Source organism: Glutamicibacter sp. NPDC087583 (assembly GCF_044743685.1).
GTDB lineage: Bacteria > Actinomycetota > Actinomycetes > Actinomycetales > Micrococcaceae > Glutamicibacter.
This window is the reverse complement of record NZ_JBIUWY010000001.1, coordinates 1,205,907-1,231,945: the sequence shown is the minus strand read 5'-3', so window position 1 is coordinate 1,231,945 and position 26,039 is coordinate 1,205,907. Positions and strand designations below refer to the sequence as shown.

The 26,039-nt window shown below is 64.7% G+C and carries 22 protein-coding genes and 1 pseudogene; 9 read left to right on the top strand and 14 right to left on the bottom strand.

The features are described from left to right. Positions 1-73 precede the first annotated feature (73 nt). The 7 genes and pseudogenes from ACIOU9_RS05870 to ACIOU9_RS05840 form a co-directional block, all read right to left on the bottom strand. Positions 74-400 carry a hypothetical protein gene (locus ACIOU9_RS05870; protein ID WP_402696263.1) on the bottom strand — a complete coding sequence of 109 codons (327 nt, stop codon included), beginning with the start codon at positions 398-400 and terminating at the stop codon, positions 74-76. Positions 401-758: 358 nt separating this feature from the next. Next, entirely contained in the window at positions 759-2,186 is a 1,428-nt protein-coding gene (locus tag ACIOU9_RS05865; protein WP_402696262.1) for a phytoene desaturase family protein, read from the bottom strand. Further along, positions 2,183-2,713 (bottom strand): hypothetical protein, encoded by a 531-nt coding sequence (locus ACIOU9_RS05860; RefSeq protein ID WP_105661190.1) that lies wholly within the window; start codon positions 2,711-2,713, stop codon positions 2,183-2,185. The genes ACIOU9_RS05865 and ACIOU9_RS05860 overlap by 4 nt, the downstream gene beginning before the upstream one ends. A gap of 120 nt (positions 2,714-2,833) precedes the next feature. Next, positions 2,834-3,374 (bottom strand): annotated as a pseudogene (locus tag ACIOU9_RS05855) (flavodoxin family protein). A gap of 118 nt (positions 3,375-3,492) precedes the next feature. Then, positions 3,493-4,128 (bottom strand): cyclodeaminase/cyclohydrolase family protein, encoded by a 636-nt coding sequence (locus tag ACIOU9_RS05850; protein ID WP_105657708.1) that lies wholly within the window; start codon positions 4,126-4,128, stop codon positions 3,493-3,495. After that, on the bottom strand, positions 4,118-4,321 hold the full coding sequence (locus ACIOU9_RS05845; protein WP_402696260.1) for a DUF6480 family protein: 204 nt from the start codon (positions 4,319-4,321) through the stop codon (positions 4,118-4,120). The genes ACIOU9_RS05850 and ACIOU9_RS05845 overlap by 11 nt, the downstream gene beginning before the upstream one ends. Before the next feature lie 141 nt (positions 4,322-4,462). Next, positions 4,463-5,188 (bottom strand): alpha/beta hydrolase, encoded by a 726-nt coding sequence (locus ACIOU9_RS05840; protein ID WP_402696258.1) that lies wholly within the window; start codon positions 5,186-5,188, stop codon positions 4,463-4,465. A gap of 840 nt (positions 5,189-6,028) precedes the next feature. Here ACIOU9_RS05840 and ACIOU9_RS05835 point away from each other — a divergent pair. The 4 genes from ACIOU9_RS05835 to ACIOU9_RS05820 all read left to right on the top strand — a co-directional run bounded on the left by ACIOU9_RS05835 (position 6,029) and on the right by ACIOU9_RS05820 (position 11,929). Continuing rightward, the gene (locus ACIOU9_RS05835) at positions 6,029-7,672 is read left to right on the top strand and encodes a peptidoglycan DD-metalloendopeptidase family protein (RefSeq protein ID WP_402696257.1); all 1,644 of its coding nucleotides are present in this window, start codon (positions 6,029-6,031) and stop codon (positions 7,670-7,672) included. Positions 7,673-7,866: 194 nt separating this feature from the next. After that, the gene (gene ffh, locus ACIOU9_RS05830) at positions 7,867-9,432 is read left to right on the top strand and encodes a signal recognition particle protein (protein ID WP_105661194.1); all 1,566 of its coding nucleotides are present in this window, start codon (positions 7,867-7,869) and stop codon (positions 9,430-9,432) included. Beyond that, on the top strand, positions 9,419-10,636 hold the full coding sequence (locus ACIOU9_RS05825) for a hypothetical protein (RefSeq protein WP_402696255.1): 1,218 nt from the start codon (positions 9,419-9,421) through the stop codon (positions 10,634-10,636). The genes ffh and ACIOU9_RS05825 overlap by 14 nt, the downstream gene beginning before the upstream one ends. 99 nt (positions 10,637-10,735) lie before the next feature. Beyond that, positions 10,736-11,929, top strand: a complete 1,194-nt coding sequence (locus ACIOU9_RS05820) for a hypothetical protein (protein WP_402696253.1) — start codon at positions 10,736-10,738, stop codon at positions 11,927-11,929. Between the two features lie 77 nt (positions 11,930-12,006). Here ACIOU9_RS05820 and ACIOU9_RS05815 read toward each other — a convergent pair whose 3' ends face one another. Further along, on the bottom strand, positions 12,007-13,719 hold the full coding sequence (locus tag ACIOU9_RS05815) for an AMP-binding protein (RefSeq protein ID WP_402696252.1): 1,713 nt from the start codon (positions 13,717-13,719) through the stop codon (positions 12,007-12,009). Positions 13,720-14,014: 295 nt separating this feature from the next. Here ACIOU9_RS05815 and ACIOU9_RS05810 point away from each other — a divergent pair, with 295 nt between their 5' ends. Next, a complete protein-coding gene (locus ACIOU9_RS05810) occupies positions 14,015-14,818 on the top strand; it encodes an IclR family transcriptional regulator (RefSeq protein WP_402696250.1) in 804 nt (267 codons plus the stop codon). Positions 14,819-14,867: 49 nt separating this feature from the next. On the opposite strand, the gene ACIOU9_RS05805 is transcribed toward ACIOU9_RS05810, so the two are convergent. The 4 genes from ACIOU9_RS05805 to ACIOU9_RS05790 form a co-directional block, all read right to left on the bottom strand. Continuing rightward, entirely contained in the window at positions 14,868-15,830 is a 963-nt protein-coding gene (locus tag ACIOU9_RS05805) for a hydroxymethylglutaryl-CoA lyase (protein ID WP_402696248.1), read from the bottom strand. After that, a complete protein-coding gene (locus tag ACIOU9_RS05800; protein WP_402696246.1) occupies positions 15,827-17,068 on the bottom strand; it encodes a CaiB/BaiF CoA transferase family protein in 1,242 nt (413 codons plus the stop codon). The genes ACIOU9_RS05805 and ACIOU9_RS05800 overlap by 4 nt, the downstream gene beginning before the upstream one ends. A gap of 25 nt (positions 17,069-17,093) precedes the next feature. Further along, positions 17,094-18,515 carry a GntP family permease gene (locus ACIOU9_RS05795; protein ID WP_402696244.1) on the bottom strand — a complete coding sequence of 474 codons (1,422 nt, stop codon included), beginning with the start codon at positions 18,513-18,515 and terminating at the stop codon, positions 17,094-17,096. A gap of 259 nt (positions 18,516-18,774) precedes the next feature. Further along, positions 18,775-20,481, bottom strand: coding sequence for an AMP-binding protein (locus ACIOU9_RS05790; RefSeq protein ID WP_402696243.1), 1,707 nt, complete (start codon positions 20,479-20,481; stop codon positions 18,775-18,777). A 755-nt stretch (positions 20,482-21,236) separates the two neighbouring features. Here ACIOU9_RS05790 and ACIOU9_RS05785 point away from each other — a divergent pair. From ACIOU9_RS05785 to ACIOU9_RS05770, 4 genes are all read left to right on the top strand, one after another. Beyond that, positions 21,237-21,485 (top strand): type II toxin-antitoxin system Phd/YefM family antitoxin, encoded by a 249-nt coding sequence (locus ACIOU9_RS05785; protein WP_133833449.1) that lies wholly within the window; start codon positions 21,237-21,239, stop codon positions 21,483-21,485. After that, positions 21,482-21,688 (top strand): Txe/YoeB family addiction module toxin, encoded by a 207-nt coding sequence (locus ACIOU9_RS05780; RefSeq protein WP_402696326.1) that lies wholly within the window; start codon positions 21,482-21,484, stop codon positions 21,686-21,688. Before ACIOU9_RS05785 ends, ACIOU9_RS05780 begins: the two co-directional genes overlap by 4 nt. A gap of 243 nt (positions 21,689-21,931) precedes the next feature. After that, complete coding sequence (locus tag ACIOU9_RS05775; protein ID WP_402696241.1) at positions 21,932-22,117, top strand: hypothetical protein; 186 nt, start codon at positions 21,932-21,934, stop codon at positions 22,115-22,117. Between the two features lie 226 nt (positions 22,118-22,343). Then, a complete protein-coding gene (locus ACIOU9_RS05770) occupies positions 22,344-23,213 on the top strand; it encodes a VOC family protein (protein ID WP_332727939.1) in 870 nt (289 codons plus the stop codon). 78 nt (positions 23,214-23,291) lie between these two features. Here ACIOU9_RS05770 and ACIOU9_RS05765 read toward each other — a convergent pair whose 3' ends face one another. Beyond that, positions 23,292-24,083, bottom strand: a complete 792-nt coding sequence (locus ACIOU9_RS05765) for a CatB-related O-acetyltransferase (protein WP_402696239.1) — start codon at positions 24,081-24,083, stop codon at positions 23,292-23,294. Positions 24,084-24,161: 78 nt separating this feature from the next. Further along, the gene (locus tag ACIOU9_RS05760) at positions 24,162-25,970 is read right to left on the bottom strand and encodes a glycosyltransferase (RefSeq protein ID WP_402696238.1); all 1,809 of its coding nucleotides are present in this window, start codon (positions 25,968-25,970) and stop codon (positions 24,162-24,164) included. Between the last annotated feature and the right edge of the window lie 69 nt (positions 25,971-26,039).

Below are 26,039 nucleotides of genomic sequence, written 5' to 3'. Positions count from 1 at the left end.
GAACGGCCCCCGGGGAATCTGCGCGGATGCGCGGTTTCCCTGGGGGCTGTGCCCGTTGCGGCGGTGCTTGCTGTTACACGCTGCTGCCGGACTCCTGCGTGGCGTACCTGTGTCCCAGCATGCTGGCGTCGAAAGGTGGAACCGCGTGGGCGAGCGCAGTGTATTGCCAGTACTTCACACGGAATGCAGCCATTCCGCTGTGCTCGGCCTGGCCGAACAGATCCTTGATCTTGCTGCGCGGCGCGCTGGCCTGAACCACTTCCAAGACTGGAGAAGGCTCGGAAATGTGCAAGAACTTCAGTTCCTCGCTCTGCGGTTCAACCATCGCGACCAGCACCGGCCGCTTGTGCACCGAGACCAGGCCCATCACATCATCGAGCGCTTCCAAAGGCTGTGTCATGACCACTGGCATTCCTTGGGTCCAGCCATAGCTGCTCAGATGCCTTCTTCCCTCGCGTGATCCCAGCAGCTCTGCTACGCGCAACGCGGTCTGGGACCTGACTAGCCTTCCTGGCATGTGAACTACCCTCCACTTCTAGACGATACTTCTCACTTCAACAATGCAGTTATCCGTCCCTCCGGACTGGGCAGCGTGGCCCTTGAAATACGCTGTGGACCCTGCGGCCAGCGGTGGGGACTCGATAAGAAATTATCATTGGCCCACCAAGTTGTTGCGAACAGGCCGCGATTCTGAGGAAATTCCCAGACTTTATTCTCTACTAGTCAGTATCCCTATTCAGCTACCGTGGTTGCGAGGCTCAGTGCCGCCCAAGATCACGCAGCGCCCGGTGCGCCGCATGCCAGCCGGCCATGCCATGCACCCCGCCGCCCGGAGGGGTGGAGGAGGAGCACAGGTACAGTCCCGGCACGCCCAGCGAATAGGGATTCAGCGAGGGCGAGGGGCGGAAGAACTGCTGGGTGCCGGCCAGTGATCCGCCGCCGATATCCCCGCCGACCAGATTCGGATTCCAGGCCTGCAGCTGCGCCGGGCCGGTGACTACCCGCTGCACGATCCGGTCCTTGAAGTCCGGCGCGAACCGCTGGATCTGCGCATCGATGAGCGCCCCGGCATCCCCGTCATAGCCTTGGGGCACGTGGGCGTAGGACCAGATGACCTGGCGGCCGGCCGGGGCGCGCGAGGCATCGGCGCTCGAAGGCTGGACCACCATCACGAACGGGCGTTCGGGCATTGACCCGGCGGCGACCTGGCGCTCGGCCCGGGCCAGCTCGGCGGCATCGCCGATCACATGCACGGTGCCGGCCTGCGCGGTGCGCGCATCCTTCCAGGGGATCGGTCCATCGAGCAGGTAGTCCACCTTGTAGGCCGCGGTGCCATAGCGCCAGCGCTCGAACCGCCGGCGCAGTCGTGCCGGGAGCTGGTCGCCGGCGAGCTGCACTACCTGGCGGGGCGTGGCATCCAGGAAGGTGAGGTCCGCGTCGGGAAGTTGCGCGAGGTCAGTGATCTGGTGCCCGGTGTGGATCTGCACCCCCAGCGCGTCGAGCACCCGCAGCAGCGCGTCGATGATGCTGCCGGTGCCGCCGTGCGCCACCGGCCAGCCCCAGGATTGGCCCAAGGCCCCGAAGAGCGCGCCGAATCCCGAGGTGAACGGGTGGGAGAGCGGCAGCATGGAATGCGCGCTGGATCCGGCGAAGAGCGCCGCGGCCTGCCGGGTCCGGAACGCGGCGGAAGCCAGCAGCTTCGCCGGCGGCAGCGCGCGCAGCCCGAAGCGTGCCATGAGCACCGGATGCGGCGGGATGCCCAGCAGCGGGCTGGTGGCGTTGTCCAGGATCTCCTGCGGATGGCGCACCAGCGGGCCATGCAGCAGCTGCCAGATCTTCCGGTCTGCGGGGAACTGCGCCATGGTGGCTTCGAGGTCCTGGTGCAGGAAGACCGACTCGGCGTCGTCCAGCGGGTGGGCCAGCGGATAGCCGTGGAAATCCCACTGCAAACCATGTCCGGCCAGATTGAAATGCGCGAAGGCGCGGCTGCCATAGGCGAAGGGGTGGGCGGCAGCTCCCAGGTCCACAATGGTGCCTTCGCCCAGCGTGCTGCCGGAGGCCGCGGCACCGCCGGGACGGGCATTGCGCTCGAAGACCTGGACATCGAATCCCTGCTCGGCCAAAACCGCCGCGGCGACCAGCCCATTGGGGCCGGCGCCAACAATGTTCGCTTTCCTGCCGGTCATGGGCGGTGTTCCCCCTGTCCATCGTTCACTGGCGGGGCGAAGCGCTCGGGCCAGGTTTCGTCGCTGAGCGCCTTGAGCTGGCTGATCTGCGACTCTGCGCGGTGCGACAGGTCCTGCAGCAGCGCCTGGTCCAGGCGCGGATCATGGGGCAGCATCAGCAGCAGCGTCTGCCACATGCGCAGCTTGGCATTGAGCAGCCCGGTGAGCACATCGAGCTGCACCTGCGCGGCGGCCAGCTTGCGCATGCGCAGCGGATTGAACGGGTTGACGTGCCCGGCGAGCTTGGCCGCCGGAGCGAGCAGGCGGGCCATCGGCCGCTTGGTGCAGCCCAGCCGGTCCATGATCCGTTTCAGGTCATCCTGATCCGCTTTGACCTGCTGGTGCAGCGATTCGAAACGCTGGGCATAGGCGGTGTCCGCCCAGGTGCCGTGGGCGGCCTTGAAGTGGTTCAGCCCCGATTCGGAACCCAGCAGGTGCTCGCTCAGGTACCGGTGCAAGGTCGTCTGGTCGATGGTGTTGTGCGGCATGGGCCCGTCCTTAGTTCTCGCCTGGGGTCGCAGTCTTCTGCTGGCTGAAACGCTAGGGCACCGGCCGCCGCTGGCCAATGGCCGGACGCTGATCCGCAGGCAGCACCCAGCATCCGGCGGCTATCGGGCCGGGAAAGGCCGGGCTTTGAGCAGCCGCGCCAGATGCGCCGCGTTGCGCGTGGCGATCTGCGTGGCGTTGGCCGTGACCTGCGGGGTCTGGTCCAGATCCTGGTAGTCGATGGTGTGCATGGCCTGCCCCACCCAATAGGTGGAGCCCTGGGCCGGCAGGGTGAACCCGACATCGGCCAGGCCCTGGCCCAGATCCGCAATCACGTGGTGCGCGCCGTCCTCATTGCCCACCACGGCCACCACGCCCACCTTGCCGAAGAGGATCGGGCGGCCCTGCTCGTCGGTCTGGGACAACTCGGCATCCAGCCGCTCCAGCACTCGCTGGGCCAGACTCGAGGGGTGGCCCAGCCAGATCGGGGGTGGCCAGCCCCAGGATGTCCGCGGCCAGCAGCTTCTGCCGGATCCCCGGCCACTGGTCGCCGCCTCCCATGTCCTTGAGCACTCCGGGCCTCACGTCGAAATCGGCAATGCGCAGGATCTCGGAGTGGACCTGGTGCCCCGTGAATTCCGCCGCCACCTGCCGGGCCAGCAGATCGCTGCTGGAGGCTTTGGGCTAAGGGGAAAGGGTGCAGACCAGGATCAGTGCATTGATCGGTGTCTGGGCCATGGCTATCATTCCTTGTCATCGAGGGTGCTCCCGGGCAGCCGGATCAGCGCTTGATGCGTGCATCAACGCGTGCGGCCAGCTGCGTGGCGGTCTGCATCGCCCGCTCCAGCGATGCTGCGGTATCCCATAATCCGGAGTGCTGCGCGTGCGCCGGGCCGAAGGGCAGCTGGGACAGGTCGTAGCGCAGGTTGCTGCTGGCGGCCTGCAGCACTGCGCGGACCATGCCCAGTGCTGCGGCGACATCGGCCACCAATTGCGGTTTCGCATGCTGGTCAAGCCAGCGCAGGTCATTCACTGCGGTCATGGCCAGCGCGCCGAGTGCGGCCGAGGATTTCGCGGCCTGCAAGCAGGCCTCGGCGAGCTGGCGGTCGCGCTGCTCCGAGGGCGGTTGCGCGGAGGCTTCCCCGAAATCCGCGGAGGCCTTGGCATCCCGGTCGGCCAGGCCCAGCGCGTCGATCCGCAGCTGCTTGGCCCGGGCCTGCAGGCCGGCGAGCTCTGCGTGGGCGGGTCCGGAGGCCGAGACGTAGCCGGCGGACATGGACATCAGCGCGGCGGCAGCACCGAGCATCAGTGCCGCCGCGGCTCCGCCGCCCGGGTTCCCGTCCGATTCGGCCAGTTCTTCAAGCCAGCGTCCTATGCGCGCCTCGCTGATCGGACGCTGCGGGCCGCTATTCGCCATGCCCCTGGTCTTGGCTCATCGAGCCTTCGCCGGGCGGGGTTTCGCCCGGCGGCACCGAACCGCCCGGTTCCAGTCCGGTAATCAGCTGCTGCTCCGGGTCGGGGTTGGAGGTGGCTGCGGCTTCGCGGTTGGCCTCTTGGGCTTCATCCTGCTGTGCGTCGGGCTGCGACGCGGAGGATTCCTGCGGGTCCATTGGCTGCTCCTGTCTGCTTCTGGGCTGCGGGCTGGGGATCCAGCCCTTGTCCGCTCACGCTAGGCCAGGGCCCCGGCGGGCTCAACAGCACCGGGCGATTCACACGGAACGCACGGATTGCGGTGCGCTGCCTGCCGGAATTCAGCTGGCCGGAGGCAATCCAGGTGCCAGGTGCTTGAGCACGGCGGCGTGCAGGCGCGCATCGGCCAGCAAGCGGAAATGCCCCAACGTGGGCAGCTTGATATTGGTGGCTCCGGCCAGGTCGCAGCCACCGGGGATGTGCGGGTCGAAGCTGCTGTAGATGGAGATGATCCGGGAATTCACGCTCAGGTTGGCCGAGAGCTTGAGCAGACCCTGGTCGTTGGGGGACAGCGAACGCAGGGAGCGGACCGGCGCATAGCGCGCATAGCGCGAACCGGAGAAGGGGGTGCCAATGGCGATCATCCGATTGATCCGGTAGCCCTGCGGCGAGGCGGACATCAGGTACTTGCCGATCAGTCCGCCCTTGCTGTGCGCCACCAGCACCGCATCGTCGAGCTGCTCCCGGTCCAGGTAGCTGGAGACCACCTGGGACATCTCCGGCACCGTGCCGCGGTTGAAGCCGAGCTGCGGGATCACGTGCACCGGGTGGCCGGCCTGGTGCAGCGCGTTGGCCAGCGGGAGCAGGAATTTCCAGGATTCCCAGATTCCCGGGATCAGCACCACCGGTTCGGCTGCCGGATGGCTGCCGGAGCGCAGGCGCCCGGCCTCTGCACTTGGCAGCAGCGAACGCAGCTGCCAGGCACCGGCATAGAGATAATCCTGCAGCCAGGCGCGGGACAATACCGCCCACCGCGATAGCCTGCTGGACAGGGTGCTGATCTCCACCGGTGCTCCTTTGCTGCGTGTCGCGCTGTGGGACCGGTTGCGCCGCGGCGCGGTCCCAAAAGCATTATCACCACATGAGTAGGGCTGAGTCCGGCAGCGACATTGCCCGGCCGGGAAATTCCGGGCGCGGGGCCGCCGGCCATTCTGCTGCTGCGGCGAGCCGAAGCCCTCTTCATAGCCCGTGCCAGCCCACGTGCCATGTGGGGCTTTGAAAAGTTCAGCCCGAATTCGGTTACAGCGGGTGCTGGCTGGCCTGGCGATGGATGGTGCTTTGGTGCATTCCAGGGCTCTTCGGGCCTCGCGCAGGTGCCGAAACCGCATCGAGCTGGTACTGGATTTCCACGCGCGTGGCGTGGCCGCGATGGCGCAGAGGGGAAAGAGGCGGCGCATGGAATCCTCACGCTGCTGAAGAAGGCTTCAACTAGCCATGGATTAATCATCGTGCCGGGGCTATTCTGAGGTTCTGTTGAGTAGTTGCAGTTTTTGGGGGACTGGCAAGTTATGAAACGACAACATCATGGTTTAAGCAGCTCTGTGCCGCGCGGCGTTTTGGGGAATGGCCGGCGGCTTCCGTATGGGGCGCTGGCCATTGCAGCGGCCTTCGCTTTAAGCAGTGCATTTGCTTGGCCCGGGGCGGCCGGTGCAGTGCCAGCCAGAGCCCAATCGAGCACACTGGCCTTTCCCGCCGCGCCAGCGCCGGCGCTCGGGAGCGAGCCTGTCACCGCACCGGATCTGGGCGGAACATCCGCTATCCAAGTCCTCGGACTGAGTTCACTTGGCGGAAGGACCGGAGGGTCCGCGCCCGACCCGCTGGCCCACGTGGCCGCCAATCGGGCGGCGATGACAGCAAAGACAAGTCCTGGAGCGCTGGCACAGCCCGCGCCGCTAGCTGCCGACCAGGGCATCCGTCCGGCAATGCTGAGCCCTGGTCTGCTATTGGAGCATCCAGTGGCCACCCGCCGGATTTCCAGCCCGTACGGTTGGAGGTTCAACCCGACCGGGTTCGGCCGCCAAATCCATATCGGCCAGGACTATCCAATTTCCTGCGGTTCGCCCGTGCGCGCTAGCGAGTCGGGCCGGGTGGTCGTCGCGGGCTGGGCCGGGCATTCGGGCCAGCGCGTCACCATTGACCACGGGCATGAGGTGCAGACCGGATACAGCCACAACTCGCTCTTGCTCGTCAGAGTGGGCGAGCTTGTCGTCCAAGGCCAGATCATCGCCCTGGCCGGGACCACCGGCAACTCCACGGGGTGCCATGTGCACTTCGAGGTCATCGTCAATGGCCAATGGCATAATCCGCGCAACTACCTGCCTTCAGGCGGAGGGCAGCGCCAGGCATTGTTCGCTTCGACGCAATTTGCAGTCGATGCCGGCAGCGCGATCCGCCATCAACCGGCAACAGGAAGAAGCGGGCAGTACGCCGGGGCGGCCAGGCATCACGGATCGACCCGAACGGAGCATCCAGCGCCGCCGAAGACCACGAGGCACTCCCACGCGGATCCGCTCCAGCCGCCAGCGGCGAGCAAGAAGAAACAAGCCGCGCCAGCCAAGCCGAAGGCCCAGCCGAAAAAGGAATCCGGCAAGCTCCGCCCGACCCCGCGTCCCGCGCACCCGGCACCAGAGCCGAGCAAGACGCCTAAGCCGAGCGAGACACCCGAGCCACCACAAAAGTTGAATACCGGAAGCCCGAAGGCCACGCCATCTCCATCAGCGTCACCAGCACCCGTTTCGGCCAAGCCGAGCGCGCCGAGCGCAGCGCCGACGCCCAGCACTGCACCAGTTGCTGAGCCGAGCCCGTCGACGGCGCCGACCGCCTCGCCAAGTCCTTCGGCACTACCTTCCAGCGTGTCGCCATCAGCTCCGGATAGCGTTCCGGAGGCAACGGAATCGACCAACTCCACGCCAACCTCTGAACCAACCCAAGTGCCTGGACCCAGCGAGGAAACTGGCGTCGAGCCCCGGGAGGACCAGGGCCCAGGCGGTAAGGATGCTCCAGCCAGCGAGGAACCCACCGACCCTGCAGCTCGTGTCGAGCGCCAAATAGGTGCAGCCCAACCCAAGACCGTGGACTTGCAAGCACAAGAGCCGGAGAAGAAACCGCCAGTGGCCAAGGCCCTGCCACCGGCCAAGTCCACAACTGCGAAAAAGCCGGCCGCGAAGGAAGTACCGGCTGAAAAGTCCAAGCCCGAGGTCGCGGTGCCGGCTGCCAAAAAGCAGGCCAAGCCGCCAGTGAAGCCCAAGGCCCCGGCCCCGGCCAAGCCTAAAGTTGCAGCGCCCGTGAAGCAGGTAGCCAAGGCGCCGGTTGCAACCCTGCCCAAGCCCAAGCCTGCTATCGCAGCGCCGGCTGTGCAGAAAACTGTCCCGGCACCGGCCAAGCCGAAGCCTCAGGCGACAGCCGCGGTGAAGTCCAAGGCGGCGGTCCCGGCGAAGCTCCCGCAGGCGCCGGCTGCAGCCGCAGCACCTGCCAGCGAGGCCAAGCCGTAGTCCGTGGCTGCCCGGTTCCGTGGCGCTGCTCCCGTCCCTTTGGGCGGGAGCAGCGTGGTGCTGGGGAAGAGACAACGGGTGAAACGCTGCACAGCTGGTTAGTCCAGCGCCCGATTATTGATATTCTTGGGAGTTGAGTCCTGTGCGATTTTCCAATGCGCACCACAAGACCTATCGAAAGAAGTGCCCGGCACGTGTTTAATTCACTTTCCGATCGCCTGACAGCAACCTTCAAGAACCTGCGCGGCAAGGGCCGCCTGACTGAAGCGGATATCGACGGTACCGCACGCGAGATCCGCCGCGCCCTGCTTGACGCCGACGTTGCCGTACCGGTGGTCCGCGGCTTCGTGGCCCAGGTGAAGGAACGCGCTCTGGGTGCCGAGGTCTCCGAGTCGCTGAACCCGGGCCAGCAGGTCGTCAAGATCGTCAACGAGGAACTCGTTGGCATCCTGGGCGGGGAAACCCGCCGCCTGAACCTGGCCAAGAACCCGCCGACGGTGATCATGCTCGCCGGCCTGCAGGGTGCCGGCAAGACCACCCTGGCCGGCAAGCTGGCCAAGCACCTGAAGTCCGAGGGCCACACCCCGTTGCTGGTGGCCTGCGACCTCCAGCGCCCCAACGCCGTCAAGCAGCTGCAGATCAACGGCGAGCGTGCCGGCGTGCCGGTCTACGCACCGCACCCGGGCGTCTCCTCGGAATTCGACACCGCCACCGGCGACCCGGTAGCGGTAGCCCGCGACGGCGTCGCCGAGGCCAAGGCCAAGCTGCACGACATCGTGATTGTCGATACCGCCGGCCGCTTGGGCGTGGACACCGAGATGATGGCCCAGGCCGCGAACATCCGCGCCGCCATCAACCCGGATGAAGTCCTCTTCGTCATCGACGCGATGATCGGCCAGGACGCGGTCAACACTGCCCAGGCCTTCCACGAGGGCGTCGACTTCACCGGTGTCGTGCTCTCCAAGCTCGATGGCGATGCCCGCGGCGGCGCCGCCCTGTCGGTCGCCTCGGTCACCGGCAAGCCGGTCATGTTCGCCTCCACCGGCGAGAACCTGGACGACTTCGAGATCTTCCACCCGGACCGCATGGCTTCGCGCATCCTGGACATGGGCGACGTGATGACGCTCATCGAGCAGGCCGAGAAGAACTGGGACAAGACCGAAGCCGAGCGCATGGCGAAGAAATTCGCCGACCAGGAAGACTTCACCCTGGACGACTTCCTGGCCCAGATGGCCCAGATCAAGAAGATGGGCTCGATGAAGAAGCTGCTGGGCATGATGCCCGGCGCGCAGATCTCCCGCCAGCAGCTCGAGCAGTTCGACGAACGCCAGATCGACCGCGTTGAGGCCATCGTCCGTTCGATGACCCAGCACGAGCGCGTGGCTCCGAAGATCATCAACGGCTCGCGCCGCGCGCGTATCGCCAAGGGTTCGGGCGTTTCGGTCTCCGAGGTGAACCAGATGCTGGAGCGTTTCGCCGAAGCGCAGAAGATGATGAAGAAGATGGCTGCCGGCGGCGGCATCCCGGGCATGCCGGGGGCCGGCAAGGGCGCTGCCCGCAAGGCGAAGGCCAAGGGCAAGGGCAAGAAGCAGCAGAAGTTCGGCAACCCGGCCAAGGCCGCGCAGGCCGAGCTGGAGGCCAAGAACAAGAAGGCCGCCGCCCCGAGCGGTGCCGCCTTCGGGCAGGGCGCCAACCAGGACTTCGATCCTTCGAGCCTGAACCTGCCGGCGGGCTTCGAAAAGTACCTTGGCAACAAGTAGCAACCAGTCCTTGCAGGGCGGCGACCAGGAGCACACCATGGTCGCCGCCCTGACTCTTTTCTTCGAAGAACCCCAGGCGCAGCAGGCCGAAGCCAAGGTCCGCGAGCTGCTGGCCACCCGCGAAGTGATCTCGCTGGTCTCCGTGCCGGTGCCCTGGAACGGGCTGGCGATGATCGAGGCCAGCCTGGCGGTGAACCACGAGGGGCTCTTGCTGCTCGCTGGCGCCGCGGGTGCCATCAGGCTGGGACAGCAGGTCGAGGACTTCGCGCTGGCGCTGAAGCGGGGCACCGGTGCGCTGTACATCGACCAGGACGACGCCGAGGTGCAAACCGGGGAGCCCATCGAGGATCCGCGGCTCGATGCCATGCCGCCGGGGCGGACCGTGGCCATCGGCGCGCTGAACGAGCCGGACATGGGGGTGTGGGCCGCCGCGAGCAAAACCAGCTGGCAGCTCTTGCCGCCGGAATCCGCCGGCGCTGCCGTCGCCGTGCACGAAGGCTTCCTGGTGGGCGGCGTGCTGGCTGCCAGCCAGCATCCGGCGATCATGCTCAGCCGCACCGGCGCGCGCTTCACCGCGAGCTTCTGGTTCGACAAGCAGCCTGCCAAGCTCGGCGGGCACCCGGCCTGGGTGCACATCTGGCCGGTCGCGGCCAGCCCCGCCTTCTGGCCTCAGGCCTCAACACCCGCCCGGCGCGAACTGGACTGGCTGCTCGCCAACCAGGACAGCGTGGATGGCCAGGAACTCGACGAGCTGGCCGGGCTTGTGGTCGATGCCGAGAACATCGAGCGGCTCAAGCTGGCGCTGGTGGGCACCGGCAGCCTGCAGTCGGCCCAGCGGGTGCTGGAGACCTTCGGGCATCCACCGGTCCTGGCCCGCTATCTGGAAGACGCCGATCTTCCGGAGGACGCGCGGCGGATCGAACCGGTGTCAATGGCCAGGGCAGTGGGCCGTGCACTGATCGCCGAATCCCGCACCTCCGGTGCCCGGCGGCGATGGTACAACTCGTTGTCGTGGAAACCCGCCGCGCAGCTGGCGCTGGGGCTCATCGAGGCCCTGGTATTCTCGCTGGTGCTTGCGGCCACCCATTGGCAGCAGCCCTGGGCGCCACCCTGGGTGATCGTGCTGCTGCTGGTGCTCGGCTATGTTGATGCCACCGGGAATACCGTCCTCGGCGCGGTCCGCTGGTTCCGCGCCCGGCGCTAGCGCCAGGCAACCACCCGGGCGCTGCCGGCCAGGACGGCACGGGTTACCGCCTATGATTGACTTATCGCCATATCCAAATAACCAAAGGGGTTACTTTTCGTGGATTCAACCGGGTTCAACTACCTCAACCTAGAGTTCATTTTCATGGGCGACAAGCCTGAATCTGCACAACTGGTACGCACCGCGCTGGCCGATCGCCGCCTGCTGGGTTTCATCGGCGGAGCTGTTGAGCGCGAGAACTCCACTGAAGTAGCCGCCGAGGTGGCCACGGTGAGCGAAGCCCGCGATGCGGTGCTCTACCGCATCGATGCCAAGGGCAAGCTGCGCGAAGGCTCGCGCGTGACCAAACTGGTCCACGAACTGAAGAACTCCACCGGGGCCGACTACGTACTGGTGGACGGGGACGAAATTGACGGCCCCAACCCGGATGACGAGCAGCTCGGCGAGTACGGCGGCACCAACGAGCTGCTGCACGGGCCAAAGCTCAAGGGGTCCGAGCTGGTGCTGGCAGCGGGCTTTGCCGAGAACGAGATCACGGTTTGGGAGAACGCATCCGGCCTGATGGCCATCCCCAAGGAACCGGTCTATGCCCCGAGCATCTCGCGCTCGAACCGCCCGTACCTGTGCTTGGACCGTACCGGCAATGTCATTACCGCAACCATCGAGGCCAAGGGCTCGCGCCGGACCATGTTCGGTTCGTCGGTGTCCATGGTGGTGGACCTGGAACGCGCGGCAATCCTGGAACCGGAAGCCGGCTCGCCTGCAGCGGTTCGCCTGGATGAGCTCAACAGCTTGCTCTTTGGCTGGGAAGAAGAAGAAATCCAGGTCATCGAGCAGCTGATTCCAGATCCTGCCGACCGCTCCGAAGCGCAGCAGCTGCTGTGCAGCAGCGGGGATTTGAAGGACATGAAGCGCCTGGTTTCGCTCTTCGGCTTCGACCCGCGCAGCATCGATTACCTCACCGGCCGTCCGTTGCCCGAAGACCGAAGGGTCATTGCCACCGGCGGCCCGTTCAAGACGTTGAAGTCCGCATTGGCTGAGCAGGAACGCGAGGCCAAGGGCCTGGAACGGCTGCTGTACCGGCACAACTGGAATCCGAAAGCGCTGATGGGTTCGGGTGCCGCCGTACTGGCCTCCGGCGCGGCAGCGCACCTGGTCCTGGCCAAGAGCGGCAAGTTCGCCTGGTTCCCCAAGCCGGCGCGCCAGCTGCTGATGCTGGCCTGGTACGCCGATGGCGCCTTCTATCTGGGCAAGGGCATCGTCGATGCGCTGAAGGCCAAGAACAAGAGCTAGGCGCTCACCGCAGGCAAAGGACAGCCCGGCGGGAAGCTGGATCCGCTTCCCGCCGGGCTGTCTTCTGCTTTTCGTTCCTAGCCGCGTTCCTTCAGCTCAGGGAAGTCGGTATCGCGGTACTCGCCGCTCGGGGTCGTGCCGGCCGCATGCTGCTCTTCCTCGGCCAGGCGCAGCTCCACGCGGCGGATCTTGCCTGAAATGGTTTTGGGCAGCGCGGAGAATTCGAGCCGCCGGATCCGCTTGTACGGAGCCAGGTGCTCGCGGCAGAAGCCGAGGATGTCCTTGGCGACCTCCGCGCCGGGCTCGACGTGCGATGCCAGCACCACAAAGGCCTTGGGCACCGAGAGCTTCAGCGGATCCGGCGAAGGCACCACCGCCACCTCGGCCACCGCGGGATGCTCCAGGACCACTGACTCCAGCTCGAAGGGGCTGAGCTTGTAGTCGCTGGATTTGAAGATGTCGTCGGCACGCCCCACATAGGTCAAGACGCCTTCATCATCGCGTTCGGCGATATCTCCCGTGTGGTACACGCCGCCACGCAGCGCCTCGGCGGTTTTCTCCGGATCGGCGAAATAGCCCTTCATCAACCCGGCAGGCCGGGGATCCAGTCGCAGGCAGATTTCCCCGATTTCGGCCAGCTGCCCGGTGGTCGGATTGCGCAGCTCCACCGCATAGCCCGGCATCGGGCGGCCCATCGCGCCGACCTTCACCTCGGTACCCGGCGAATTGGCAATCTGCACGGTGGTCTCGGTCTGCCCGTAGCCATCACGGATCACCTGCCCCCACGCGGTGCGCACCTGGTCGATGACTTCGGCGTTCAACGGCTCGCCGGCAGAGACCAGCTTGCGCGGGGGAGTCTGCAAGCTGCCTAAGTCCGCCTGGATCAGGTAGCGCCAGACGGTGGGCGGTGCGCAGAAGCTGGTGACCTTCTCCGTATCCATCTGGTTCATCAGCGCCAGCGGATCAAAGCGCTCGTAGTTGTAGACGAAGACCGTCGCTTCGGCGATCCACGGGCCGAAGAAATTCGACCAGGCGTGCTTGCCCCACCCGGGGGACGCCACATTCAGATGGACATCGCCTGGTTCCAGGCCGATCCAGAACATGGTCGCCAGGTGGCCGATGGTGTACGAGGTATGGGTGTGCTGGACCAGCTTCGCCAACGAGGTGGTGCCCGAGGTGAAGTAGAGCAGCATGTTCTCATCGGCCAGGGTCGGGGAGTCCAGGCGGAATTCGGCCGGCGCGTCGTGGGACTGGGCATAGTGCAAGGTCCCTTCGGCGGCCTGCCCGCGGACCTGCACGATCCGGTAGTCCCCGGGGACTGCTTCGAATTTGGCGACCTGGTCATGGCTGGTGATCACCCAGTTCGCGTTGCCGCGCTCGATGCGGTCGGCGAGGTCCGCGCTGACCAGCTGCGTGGTGGTCGGGATGATGACTGCGCCGAGCTTCATGCCGGCGAGCATCACTTCCCAGAGGGCCACCTCGTTGCCCAGCATGACGATGATGGTATCGCCGCGCTGCAGGCCTTCGTCGGAAAGCCAGCGGGCCACCTGGGTGGAGCGGCGTGAAAGTTCGGCCCAGCTGTAGCGTGCCGAGCTGCCATCGGGTTCGGTCAGGATCAGTGCCGGCTCATTGGCTCGCGCCGGGTCCTTGGCTACCTCGTCGAACCAGTCGTAGGCGAAGTTGAAATCGGTGAATTCCGGCCACGTGAACTCTGCCCGAGCCCGGTCGTAGTCATCGCGTGCTGCCAGCAGCAGATCGCGTGCTGCCCGGAACTTCTCGGTATTGCCCATGGGGGTCCTTTGCGTGATGGGCGCCTGCGCCCGACAGAATTCTTCGGTCTTCAGGATTCAATATACTTCAGTGCACAGTTCTGGCGAATTGTTGCGTCACCATGCGTGGTGCAGGTGCTGAACTTCACGAATTTTGTCCAGTAGCTTCCTGTGCGGGCATGCATAGTGACCGAATGCCCGATCCGGCTGAACCCGCTGGCGGGGACGCTGCCGGTGGCGGGCTGGCAGTGTCGCCGGAGAGCAGTGCCGGGCAGGCAACTGGACTCGCAGATGCCGATGGTCTAGCGTCTGGAATATGCCAAAGGAAGAGACCCCCGCCAAGAAGCACAACCCCTTGTTGGTCTTGGGAAAAATCAGTTCCATCCTCGATTCCTTTTCACTGCGCCAGCCGGTGATGAACTTGGCCGATATCCGTGAAGCAACGGATTTGCCTGCCTCCACGGTGCAGCGGCTTGTCGCGAATTTGGTGGGACAGGGTTTCTTGGACCGCGAGGATGACGGCTTCCGCATCGGGATGAAGATGGCCTACTGGGCCGCGCCGGCGACCCGGGGGCGGGAAGTGCTGGACGTCATCAGCCCATCGTTGCGCGAACTGCGCGACTTCACCGGGGAAACAGCCTGCCTTTTCCGTGCCGAGCAGCAATTCCGCGTGTGCGTGGGCATTGCCGAAACACGCCACGCGCTGCGCAGGGAAATGCACCTGGGCGAGCTCGCCCCATTGCATGCCGGATCTGCCGGCCGCGTGCTGCTGGCCTGGAAGCCCGAGCTCATGCAGCGGTTGCAGGAATCACAGCTGCAGCCGTTGACCGATGCCACAATTACCGGCGTGGCCAACCTGGAAAAAGCGGTTCAGCAGACCCGCGCCGATGGCTTCGCGATCACCACGGGGGAGCGTGAAAGCGGGGCCTCGGGACTGTCCGCACCGGTGTTCGATTCCGCGGCGGGCCTGGTGGCGGCGGTGACCATCAGCGGACCCACCCTGCGCATGCCGCGGGAGGTCTGCCAGAGCTGGATCGAGCCGTTGCTGGACACCGCTGAACGGATGACCCGGCTGATCGGCGGACGCTTCCCGGGCGAAACCCACCGGCCTTCCGCCTAGCACCGCCCGCCCGGTCCGAGGGCCGCGGCGGCACCAGGCAGCAGCGGCACTAGAGGCTGGTGCCGCAATCCGGGGTGGCATCAGAGGGGATCACCCAGGCAAAGGCTTCTGCCTTGGAACGCGCCCCCTGGGCCGACTTGGAACGGTTCGGCTCGCCCAGCTCCTGCAGCAAGGATTCGGAGAGCCCGACGAGCCCGGCAAAGCGCTGCGGCGTGAGCCATGGCGGCTGGGTGGCGAACAGGATGTCCTCGCTGGAAGTGTTCCCGCTGGCCCCGGGGGCGAAGGGACAGCCTCCCAAGCCGCCGAGCGCTCCATCAACCAGGGTGGCTCCTGCCGAAATGGCTGCCAGCGTATTGGCAACACCCAGCCCCCAGGTATCGTGGCCGTGGAACACGATGCGCCGTTGCGGGGTTTCGCCGCGCACCCTGGAAATGAGCGAGGCGACCTGTGCCGGAACTGCTTGGCCCAGGGTGTCGCAGATGACGATGTCGCAGGTGCCCTCGGCCCGTGGATCATTGGCGATGTCCAGCACGCGCTCGGCGGGGACCTGCCCCTCGAAAGGGCAGGTGAACGAGGTGGCCAGGCACAGCTGGATGCGCCCGCCGGCTTCCTGGGCATAGCGCACGGCTTCTGGCAGGGCGGCAAGGCTTGCCTCCGTGCTGCGCCCGATATTCGCCTGGTTGTGCGCATCGGAAACAGAGAGGCAATACTGGAAGTTCCGGATGCCCGCCTTGGCCGCCTTGGCCACATGCCCCGGGGTCGCCACCCAGATCCAGCAGCGTTCCAGCTCGTCGGGGCGCAGCCCCCGGGCAACATCGAGGGTGTTGGCCATGGGCGGCACCAGGTCGCCACGCGCCATGGAGCCGAGCTCGATTTCCTGGACTCCGAGCCGGATCAACTCGCGCACGGTCCTGATTTTCTCCGGGGTGCTCAGCAGCTTCCCGGTCAGCTGCAGCCCGTCACGCAGCGTGACGTCGCGCAACGCGGCTGCGGGGGTGAATGAGTAGCTCACGCGATATTCCTTTCGCCAGCCGAGGCTTGCGCAATTTGCGCATCGGTCATTCCCAGCAATCCGCCCAGTACCTGTTCGGTATGCTCCCCGAGGTCGGGGCCGAGGTTCCGAATGGGCAGCGAGGTCCCTCCCATGACGGGGACGATGCCGGGGAAGCCGACACCGTGCAGGGTTTCCTCGCCGGTGGAGACATCCAGATGCTGGATCATGTTCCGGCAGATGTATTGCGGCTCGTTGGCAATGTCCTTGGCGGTGTAGATCGGGCCGGCAGGAACTCCTGCCGCATCGAGGATGGCCAGGGCCGTGCTCGAATCCACGCTTGCGGCCCACTGGCCAATGGCGGCATCCAGCATTTCCCTGGCCTCCCAACGCTGGGCATTGCCCTGCAGCCGCGGATCGGCCCCGAGCTCCGGCCTGCCGATGGCTTCCATGTAGCGGCGGTAGATCCCGTCACCGTTTCCGGCGACCACAATGCTGGCCCCATCGGCGCAGACATAGGCATTGGATGGCGCAATGCCTTCCATGCGTCCACCGGTGCGGGTCCGGGTTTCGCCGTAGGCGCCGTGGTCCGGGAGCAAAGATTCCATCATGGAGAACATCGCCTCGTGCAGCGCCACATCGATCACGCGATGGTCCAGCCCGAGGGAGGCCTTTTCCCCGCGCGCCATCTCCCGCTGGTAGAGCGCCATCACCGCGCCGAACGCGGCATACAGTCCGGCAATGGAATCGCCAATCGATACGCCGACACGAACCGGCGCGCGATCTGGATCGCCCACCAGATTGCGGAAGCCGCTGAAGGCTTCGGCCACGGCGGCAAAGCCCGGGCGCTCGGAGAGCGGCCCGGTCTGGCCGAAGGCCGAGATGCGGGTGATCACCAGGTCCGGATTCACGGCGCTGAGTTCCTCTGGACCCAGGCCCCACTTCTCCAAGGTGCCCGGACGGAAGTTTTCCAGCAGCACATCGCAGTACTTGGCCAGTTCCAGCACGGCCTCCCGGCCGGCGTCGCTGCGCAGGTCCAAGACGATGGACTTCTTGTTGCGGTTGATCGTCCGGTACAGCATCGAGACGCTGCCCTTCTTGAGCCGCCAATTTCGCAGCTCGTCCCCGGTTCCCGGGCGTTCCACCTTGATGACCTCGGCGCCGAAGTCCGCCAGGAGCCGGCCTGCAGTGGGGGCGGCAATGTAGTTGCCCAATTCGAGAACGCGGACACCCTTCAATGGGGCGATGTGCTCTGACATGTTCTGCCGTTCCTTTGCTGTCGCGCTAAATGAAGATGTTGAGGATCATGACCATTCCAAGGGCCACGATGGATGCGACCGAGACGCCTACGCTGACGGTCTTCAGCGCACCGCGCACGGTCTGCCCGAACAACGACTGCAGGAGCCAGAAGGTGTTCGAGGTGACATGGACCATGAACAGCGCTCCGGAACCTGCCGCCAACGCGATGAGCACCGGGTCGATGCCCAGGCTCGGGGCGATCGGTGCCAAGAGGCTTGCCGCAGTAATCCCGGAAAGGGTCACCGAGCCAACGGCAATGTGAAGCAGGGCCGCGATGCCCCAGACCACTACCAGTGGTGCAACGGTGCTGGCCGAGAAGAACTGGCCCATGATGTCGCCCAATCCAGCCGTGGAAACCGTGGCTGCCAAGGAGCCCCCGACACCGGTCAGCAGCAGGATCTGCCCGCTTTCCCTGAACCCGCTGGCCACGCCGCGGTCAATCGCCTTCTGGCCGATGGTGTAGCGTGCCACGGCGATCGTTCCGACCAGGCCGATGAGCAGGGCAACTACCGGATTGCCGACCAGCTGGATCCAGCTGGCCTCATAGCCGAGGATTTCGGCCAGCGCGCCGCTGGCGATGAGCAGCAAGGATGCGAGCAGCGGCAGGAAGAGCAGGAACAGGGGCGCCTCGCGGCGCTGCGCGGTCTGAACCGCGGTGGCCGCGGTGGCTGTTCCGGCGTTGCCGGAGCGTGCCGCATCCTGGCCGGTTCCTTCGCCGCGCTCCAGCTTGCGGGTACCCGGTGTCGGCTCGTCTTGCGCCAGCAGTTGCTCATCGCTCTCGGCTTTCCAGAAGCCCCGGTCGAAGAAGAAGGACATGATGGCTACGGAAATCAAGACCGTGGGCACGACGACCAGCAGGCCGAAGATCAGCATCTTGCCCAGGGGAACTTCAAGCATGCCGGCCAAGGCGACCGCGCCGACGCCAGGGACCATGAGGACGATGCCGACCTCGCCGGCGATGGCCATGGCCGTGGCAATGCGCGCGGTTCCGTGCTTGCCGATTTTCGGCGCCATGCGCCGGGCCAAGGGGGCCGCGATGACCAGCAGCACATCGAGGAAAATGGTCTGCAACGCGGTGCTGACAGCCAACGCCATGGTGTATGGCAGTCGTTTGGGGCCGAAGGTGTTCAGCAGGTGCTCGACCAGGCGGCGGATGGCGCCGGTCTCATTGAGGATGGAACCCATCAGCACGCCGAAAGCCACCAGGAGTCCGACTTCCACCATGATGTCGCCGAAACCCTGGGTGATGGTCTCGATGGTCTTGGTGACTCCCAAGCCGGTGGATAGGCCCAGGTAGAGCGAGCCAATGACCAAGGCGATGACTGGGTTGACCTTGAATCTCACGATAAGCACCACGGCGGCAAGCACGGCCACCGCGGTATTTATCAGAATCGCGATATCGGACATGTTGGATCCGTTCTAGAGGAATCGGGGAGCAGTGTGACATAAGCCACGGCATAAGAACTCATAGTATGAGTGTCAGCTCACGATGTAAACTATTGGCTTCTTAAGCGGGAAACCTCTGGAAATAAACCCGCGGCGAACCCTGGCGGCTTGACGCGAGGAAGGGGAGTAGCGATGGGCTGGCGAAAGTTTCGAGGGAAGAGAAAAATCCAGGGCGCCTGCCGAAGCCATGTCCGGAACGCGCCCTGGATGCTCGAGGTCTCTACCCCTTGAGATTCGGGAAGTCGGTGTCCCTGTATTCGGTGCCCGCCGGGGCGCCGGCGCGGTGCCGGTCCTCTTCAGTCTGGCGCAGCTCCACCCGTCGGATCTTGCCCGAGATCGTCTTGGGCAGGTCCGCGAATTCCAGCCGGCGGATGCGCTTGAAAGCCGAAAGGTGCTCGCGGCAGTACGCCAGGATCGATTCGGCCAATTCCGGTCCGGGCTCATGCCCGCCGGAAGCGACGATGTAGGCCTTGGGCACCGTCAGCCGCAGCTCATCCGGTGCTGGAACGACGGCCGCTTCGGCCACGCCCGGATGCTCAATCAGAACCGATTCGAGCTCGAAAGGGCTGATCTTGTAGTCGCTGGATTTGAAGACGTCATCGGCGCGCCCCACATAGGTCAGGACGCCGCGTTCGTCCCGCTCGGCGATATCCCCGGTGTGGTAGACCCCGTCCCGGAAGACCTCATTGGTCTTTTCCTCGTTCTCGAAATAGCCTTTCATCAGCCCCAGCGGGCGCTGGGCGGTGATCAGGCAGATCTCGCCCACATCGCCTTCTTCCCCGGTGGCTGGATCGCGCAGCACGATCTCGTAGCCGGGCATCGGGCGTCCCATGGCGCCGATGGTGATGGGCTCCGCCGGGGGATTGGCGATCTGCACCGTGGTTTCGGTCTGCCCGAACCCGTCGCGGATCACCTGCCCCCAGGCCTTGTGGACCTGGTCGATGACCTCTGCGTTCAGCGGCTCGCCGGCCGAGACCAGTTTCTGCGGGGGATGCTCCAGCGCACCGAGGTCGGCCTGGATGAGCAGGCGCCAGACCGTCGGTGGCGCGCAGAAGCTGGTGACCTGCCGGGCGTCCATCTGGTTCATCAGGGCCACTGGGTCGAAGCGGTCGTAGTTGTAGATGAAGACCGTCGCTTCGGCGATCCACGGGGTGAAGAAGTTGGACCACGCGTGCTTTGCCCAGCCAGGCGAGGCGACGTTCAGGTGGACATCGCCTGGTTCGAGGCCGATCCAGAACATCGTGCTCAAGTGCCCGACCGGATACGAGGTATGCGTATGCTCGACCAGCTTGGCCTTCGAGGTGGTGCCGGAGGTGAAATAGCGCAGCAGCGTTTCATCGGCGCGGGTCGGATGCTCCAGTGCGAAGGCCACTTCTGCCGCGGACGACTGGGAGTAGTCGAGGATGCCAGCCGGCGGCTGCCCGCCGATCTGGATCAGCGTGTAATCGCCCGGCACCGATTCGAACTTGGGGATTTCGCCCTCGTTGGTGATGACCCATTGGATATGGCCGCGGGCAATGCGGTCGGCCAGATCGGTGGGCATCAGCTGCGTGGTGCACGGGACCATGACCGCACCCAGCTTGATGCCTGCCAGCATCGACTCCCAAAGCTCGACCTGGTTGCCCAGCATGATGGCGATTGAATCCCCGCGCTTGATGCCCTGGTCGCTGAGCCAGCGCGCAAGTTGGGTGGACCGGGTTGATAGTTCGGCCCAGGTCCGCTGGGTGCAGCTGCCGTCGGATTCGGCGATGACCAGTGCTGGGCGCTCGGAGCGCTGCGGATCCCGGGCAACGTGGTCGAACCAGTCGAAGCCGAAATTGAAATGGGTGAATTCCGGCCATGCGAACTCGGCGCGAGCCTGGTGGTAATCCTCCCTTAGCTCCAGGAGACGGTCACGGGCTGCTCTGAATTCTTCGGTAACGCTCACAACTAACCTTCCGTAGCTCTGGGTAAACCACCAAAACCCAAGGTGAGGTGGATCACCAGCCAATATACTTGGAAGTCCTAGCGAGTGGAAGATCGCCACCGATATAAAACCGGGCCACCCCATGATGACTGTGCAAAGTCGGACTGACTCCCGGTCCCTGGTTGCGCGGTGACCAGAGCCCAGCTAGCAGTTTATTCCCGATATCCCGTCTGCAGCGGCGGCGTGTGGCCTTGCATTATTTCTGGGGTCCGACTGCCCGGACGCAGGCTTCGTCGTTTCTGGCCTTGAGGTCTTCGACCAGGGCTGTTAATGCTGCATTTCCAGGGCAGTGGTTTTACCGATCCTCGCGGATGCAACCCGTACGCCGGGGAACTGGCATGGAGTGCAGTGGCTGCAGTGTGGCCCGGGGCCGCTGTGGAATCTGCCTGATCGGCGAGCTCGTCTGCCTGTTCCATTGTTGTCGCATCAGCGGTTTCGCTTGCGACCGGAGTAGTTGAAGCGGGTAGAAACGTGCTGTTGATTGATCTGGATCCACGAGCAGTCCAGACCTATCCTCTATTAAGTGCCGACCAAGAAATGGGACTGGGTGACCCATGGTTAAAGCCAAGCGGCTTTGTCCGGGCAGCCCATTTTCCGTGAAATCTGAGTATCAACTGCGATGCCCCATGGAAACAGGGATCGGGTTGCACTGGGGGATAGAGTCTCTCGAAGACGGCTAGAAGTTGTACCATATCCAGTACTGACCAAGGAGGGGCATGGCAATCACAGCGAGTGAGGCGCGCCGCGATCTTTTCGGCTTGATCGAACGAGTCAATCTTGACCATGCCGAAGTGGAGATCTTGTCAAAGCGCGGATCTGCAGTCCTCATGTCAAAAGATGAGTATGACTCTCTGGTGGAAACGAGCTACCTTCTGCGCTCGCCGAGGAATGCGCTCCGCCTGCTTGCTTCGCTGGAAGCAGTACGCGGTAGCCAAGTGTCCGAGCGTGGACCTATTGATCCCTGAGTGAAAGACTGCTGACCTGGACGGCTGCCGGCTGTGAAGACTATTTCCACTGGCAGACCCAAGATCGCAAAACGCTCAGGCGTGTCCATGCGTTGATTGAGGCTGTGCTGCGCTGTGACCCATTTGAGGGTATTGGCAAGCCTGAACTGTTGAGGCGTACCCTGGCTGGCGCGTGGTTGCGCCGCATTGATGAAGCTAATTGACTGGTCTATATTGCCGATGATCGCGCGGTGGCAATCCTGCAGGCCAGATATCATTACTGATCGGTTTTAATCACACGGCCGCCTGGCAAGCGCGCGTTATCGCGGCGCTTCGAGGGGAACGTGCGGGCGATATCTCTATTGATGGGCAGATCGCTTCCATGGACGGCTGCAAGGGTCCGGCACGCATGGTCCGTGCAGGGCACGTTGTAATCCCAAGCTGACTCTTTGTCCTGCCGGCAGGGCGTGCTCAAGATATTCGGCAGCCGCTGGCCCGAGGCATTTGACCCCATTGCCCGGGTGAATGGCTTCGGGGATGTCGATGTTCAGCAGCTGGACTCGAGTTTCTGCGCCCGCCGCCCTGGCATCCATGGTGTCGCCATCGGCAACCCGGAGCCGTACCGTGATTCTCTGATCCGCCACCGCTGGTAAGCGCCATGGCGCAGGCAAGCAGCGACCTTGCTGCCGCAAGGAAATCCGGATGGCCTTCGTAGTTTTGGCAGCGGGGTTCTTGGTGTGCGAGCAGGGGAGGCTAATGCCATCCCGGAACCGAATTCGCTGTGATCGGCTGAACATCCCAATTTCATTGAAGCATCAAGTAATTTGCGATAGGCTGTTAATCAATAGGGAATCGATGCACTTGGAAAAGGAGCTTGCCATGTCAGTACTCCAGCAAGACAAACTAGCGGCCACCACCCACATGAACGCAGTCCAGCTCAAGGTCGGCGACATGAAAACCATGAGCGAGTACTACCAGAAGGCCCTGGGCCTTGAAGTGCTGGCCGAATCAGCCGAAGGCACCCGCCTGGGCCGCGGTACCCAGGAACTGGTCAACCTGCAGAACGCGCCAGGACTGCAGCTCCCGTCGCGCAACGAAGCGGGCCTGTTCCATACCGCGCTGCTCTTCGACACCAAGGCTGATCTGGCTGCGACCGTCCTGTCGGCAGCCCAGTTCGACCAGAGCCGCTTCGTGGGCAGCTCCGATCACCTGGTATCCGAAGCGTTCTACTTCACCGACCCGGAGGGCAACGGCATCGAGCTGTACTGGGACCGCCCGCGCGATACCTGGAGCTGGAGCGGCGGCGAGGTGGCCATGGACACCATCTACCTGGATCCGAACAAGTTCCTCAATGAGCACCTGACCGAGCAGTCCATTGCCGGACAGCGCAAGGCCGCCGCGGATGTAGGCCACGTGCACCTGCAGGTGGGCGATGTCGCAACCGCCCGCCAGTTCTACGTCAGCACCCTGGGCTTTGACGAAACCACCACCCTGGGCGAGCAGGCACTGTTCGTCTCGGCTGGCGGGTACCACCACCATATGGCCATGAACGTCTGGAACTCGCGCGGAGCCGGCCCGCGCAAGGACACGCTGGGGCTGGGTGAAGTGCTGATCAACGTCCCGACCGAAGAAGAAGTGGGCAAGCTGGCCGAGCGGCTGGCCTACGCCAAGGTGGCAAACCACCACACCGGAGCCGAACTTCGCTTCCGGGACCCGTGGAACAACGAACTGCGCGTCGCCGTAGGCTAACGCGGATCCAACGCCCAGAGGCTTTAGTGCCCCCGGGCGCTCGCCGAATCGGCGAGCGCCCGGGGGCACTTCCTGTCTTCACCCGGTTCCGGTGCCCAGGGCCTCCAGGTGCTCGGCAATGGTCTTGGCGGTCAATGGACGCGTCCGGAATGGCCGCACATTCCCTGCCCCGGCCTGCTCGAGCACCTGCTGGGCGAAGGCGGCCGGGTTGGCCACGTCCAGGTGGGTCAGGTTCTCCGGGGCGTACTGCCACCACTGCGATGCCTGGAGGGCCTGGACGGTCGGCGCATCGAAGCGGTCGCGGATCTTCTTGGCCGGCAGGCCGCCGACCACGGTGTACGGCTCGACGTCGCTGGTGACTACGGAATTCGAGGCGATGACCGCGCCGTCGCCGATGGCGACCCCATGGCCCAGCGTGACCTTTTCGCCGATCCATACATCGTTGCCGATGGAGATCTTCCCCGGCGTGTAGCCGTACTTCGTCGTCCCCAGTTCCGCGCCGTGATCGGCCGCGTAGGTGCGCATCAGCAGCCGCTGGTTGTAGAACACCGGGCTGGTCGATGCCCACTCCAGGGGGTGCTTGGCTCCCATGACAGTCATGCCCTTGGCGATCGAGGTGAACCGTCCGACGCTGATGGCCTTGTTGAGCTTTGAATGGGTGTAGGAGAACGCGCCCATGCGCGGAAGGGCTGTTCCGCTGGTTCCCCAGAAGGTGGTGTAGGGATCCAGCGCGAGGTCTTCCTGGTAGCTGATCCACGCCTCGGGATTGCAGGTGCTTCCGGTGTCCTGGAAATCCTTCATGCCCGGAACCGTCATCAGGATCCGGTGGCTTTTGAGCAGCGGTCGCAGTTGGGACATCTGAATTCGCATGCGATCGACTTTATGGGACCGGACTTGGAGAATTGTCAGCAAGTCCCGAACGCGCGCTGGATGCGAGCTGCTGCCCGGCTACTGCTTGGGGCGGAAGGAGAGGTTCTTGTGCGTGGTGAAGTACGGCAGGATCATTGTTTCGGGCAGACCCAGGCGCTTCATTTCCATGGCCTTGCCCACGCGCAGGCGCAGGTTCACGTCCACCGCCGCATCCTGTTCCTGGGTCTCGCCCAAGAGCTGCGGCTCCACATCGAAGACCGCCAGCTGCTCGTCCACACTGCTGCTGGCCACGGCCGCGATTTCTTCCTTGCTGTCCCGATTGACGAAGACCAGCTCGAAGGTTGCCGGTTCGGGCAGGTCTTCGACGTGGGCCCGATGCTCCACCCGCACCTGCAATCCCTGGCCGTCGGGGAAGTCGACGCCCCGCAGTTTTGCTTCGAAATGCGGGACGCGGTTCTTCGCGCCGAGCTTCTTGAGCATCTTCGCTATGGACATGGTGTCCTCCCAAAGTGAGACTAGATCGCGAGCTTGGTACTCGCTGGCAAATGTGCGGGCCTGCTGCGACATCCGGGCGGCCAGGGCGGGATCGTCCATGAGCTGCTGCACCCGGTCGGCCATGGCCTGGAAATCGCCATGGCGGACCAGGAAGCCGTTATGCCCATCGGTGATGCTGTCGGCTGGCCCGAAGTTGATGTCGAAGGAGACCGGGATGCATCCCTGGGCCTGGGCTTCAAGGATGACCAGGGCTTGGCCCTCGTTGGTCGAGGTGAATAATTGCGCCGTGCAGGAAGCGAAGTGCCGGGGGAGCTGGTCGGAGTAGCCGTGGAAGATCACCGACTCGCGCAGGCCCAGCTCGGCGGCCCGTTCCGCTAGCGCGTCGCATTCGCTGCCCTGGCCGACAATGTGCAGGGTTGGCCGCTTGCCGCGAAGAGCCAGCTCGTGGAGGACATCCAGGGCGGCGGCTACGTTCTTGTTGGGGGTCAGCGAGCCGGCCACGATCAGGCTGGTCGAGCTGCGTGCCGGTACCGGCGGTTGCACGGTGGACGGGTTCAGCGGGTTGGGAATGACGAATGCCGAGTCGGCTTCGCCGAAGCGGTCGACATAGGCCTGGCGCTGGGCGTGGGTCAGGAAGACGAAGGCATCCCAGTTGGAGCGTTCTTCGATGATGGGCCCGTGGCCCTTGGAGAGCTGGCCGCTGGCAAGGTCCTGCCCCTTGGCCACATGGATGCTGTGGAACGCGAACACCTTGGGCACGTGCACCGGTTTCCAGGAAGCGAGCATGGCCGCGGTGTACTTGCTGTCGATGACCACCAAGGAGTTCGGGTGGTCGACGATCTGCGACAGCCAATGGCGGTAGAACGACGCCGCGCTGGGGAAGCGGGCCACCAGGGTTCCGCTGCGGTCAAAAGCCTCAACGATGCGGCGGGCCTTCCCGTCGTGGAACTTCATATCGGACAAGAAGGCGGTGCCATCGGCCCGGTAGTACGTGGTCTTCTTGATCCCGCCTTCGGGGCCGGCAACGCTGTGCTCGCAGAACAAGGCGGCGTCCTGGCCAGGGTGGTGGACGGACTTGCGTACCGTGAAGTCCAGGCAGCCCGGTTCGGCCTTCCGCTCGGGGATGCTGGTCTGCGGCTGCAGGTCATGGTCCGCCAGGTGGAGGTAGGGATTGAGCACCCGGACCTTGGGCGAAAGCTTGCCGCGCGCGACGAGTTCCTCGACGATCTGCGGGAGCTGTTCGTTGGGGCCGAAGGTCACCACCGCGGCAGAACCGTGCCGCTGGGCGAAAGCGGCCGCGCGCTGGGTGCAGACGGTGGTCATCCCGCCGAATTCGCGCTCAAGCTTCCACGTGACCATGTAGGCGTCCAACTGCTGTTCCCTGATATCCACGGAGAATGATCCTTAGTTTGACCACGGCAAAGTTAATTTCGCGCGAGGATATGCAGTTCCTCGCGCCAC

What these genes read in the sequence shown, in the direction of transcription:
- ACIOU9_RS05865 (WP_402696262.1), bottom strand. Translation starts at nt 2,186, where the DNA reads ATGACCGGCAGGAAAGCGAACATTGTTGGCGCCGGCCCCAATGGGCTG.
- ACIOU9_RS05870 (WP_402696263.1), bottom strand. Translation starts at nt 400, where the DNA reads ATGACACAGCCTTTGGAAGCGCTCGATGATGTGATGGGCCTGGTCTCG.
- ACIOU9_RS05850 (WP_105657708.1), bottom strand. Translation starts at nt 4,128, where the DNA reads ATGGCGAATAGCGGCCCGCAGCGTCCGATCAGCGAGGCGCGCATAGGA.
- ACIOU9_RS05795 (WP_402696244.1), bottom strand. Translation starts at nt 18,515, where the DNA reads ATGTCCGATATCGCGATTCTGATAAATACCGCGGTGGCCGTGCTTGCC.
- ACIOU9_RS05860 (WP_105661190.1), bottom strand. Translation starts at nt 2,713, where the DNA reads ATGCCGCACAACACCATCGACCAGACGACCTTGCACCGGTACCTGAGC.
- ACIOU9_RS05800 (WP_402696246.1), bottom strand. Translation starts at nt 17,068, where the DNA reads ATGTCAGAGCACATCGCCCCATTGAAGGGTGTCCGCGTTCTCGAATTG.
- ACIOU9_RS05810 (WP_402696250.1), top strand. Translation starts at nt 14,015, where the DNA reads ATGCCAAAGGAAGAGACCCCCGCCAAGAAGCACAACCCCTTGTTGGTC.
- ACIOU9_RS05815 (WP_402696252.1), bottom strand. Translation starts at nt 13,719, where the DNA reads ATGGGCAATACCGAGAAGTTCCGGGCAGCACGCGATCTGCTGCTGGCA.
- ACIOU9_RS05765 (WP_402696239.1), bottom strand. Translation starts at nt 24,083, where the DNA reads ATGCGAATTCAGATGTCCCAACTGCGACCGCTGCTCAAAAGCCACCGG.
- ACIOU9_RS05845 (WP_402696260.1), bottom strand. Translation starts at nt 4,321, where the DNA reads ATGGACCCGCAGGAATCCTCCGCGTCGCAGCCCGACGCACAGCAGGAT.
- ACIOU9_RS05835 (WP_402696257.1), top strand. Translation starts at nt 6,029, where the DNA reads ATGACAGCAAAGACAAGTCCTGGAGCGCTGGCACAGCCCGCGCCGCTA.
- ACIOU9_RS05770 (WP_332727939.1), top strand. Translation starts at nt 22,344, where the DNA reads ATGTCAGTACTCCAGCAAGACAAACTAGCGGCCACCACCCACATGAAC.
- ACIOU9_RS05785 (WP_133833449.1), top strand. Translation starts at nt 21,237, where the DNA reads ATGGCAATCACAGCGAGTGAGGCGCGCCGCGATCTTTTCGGCTTGATC.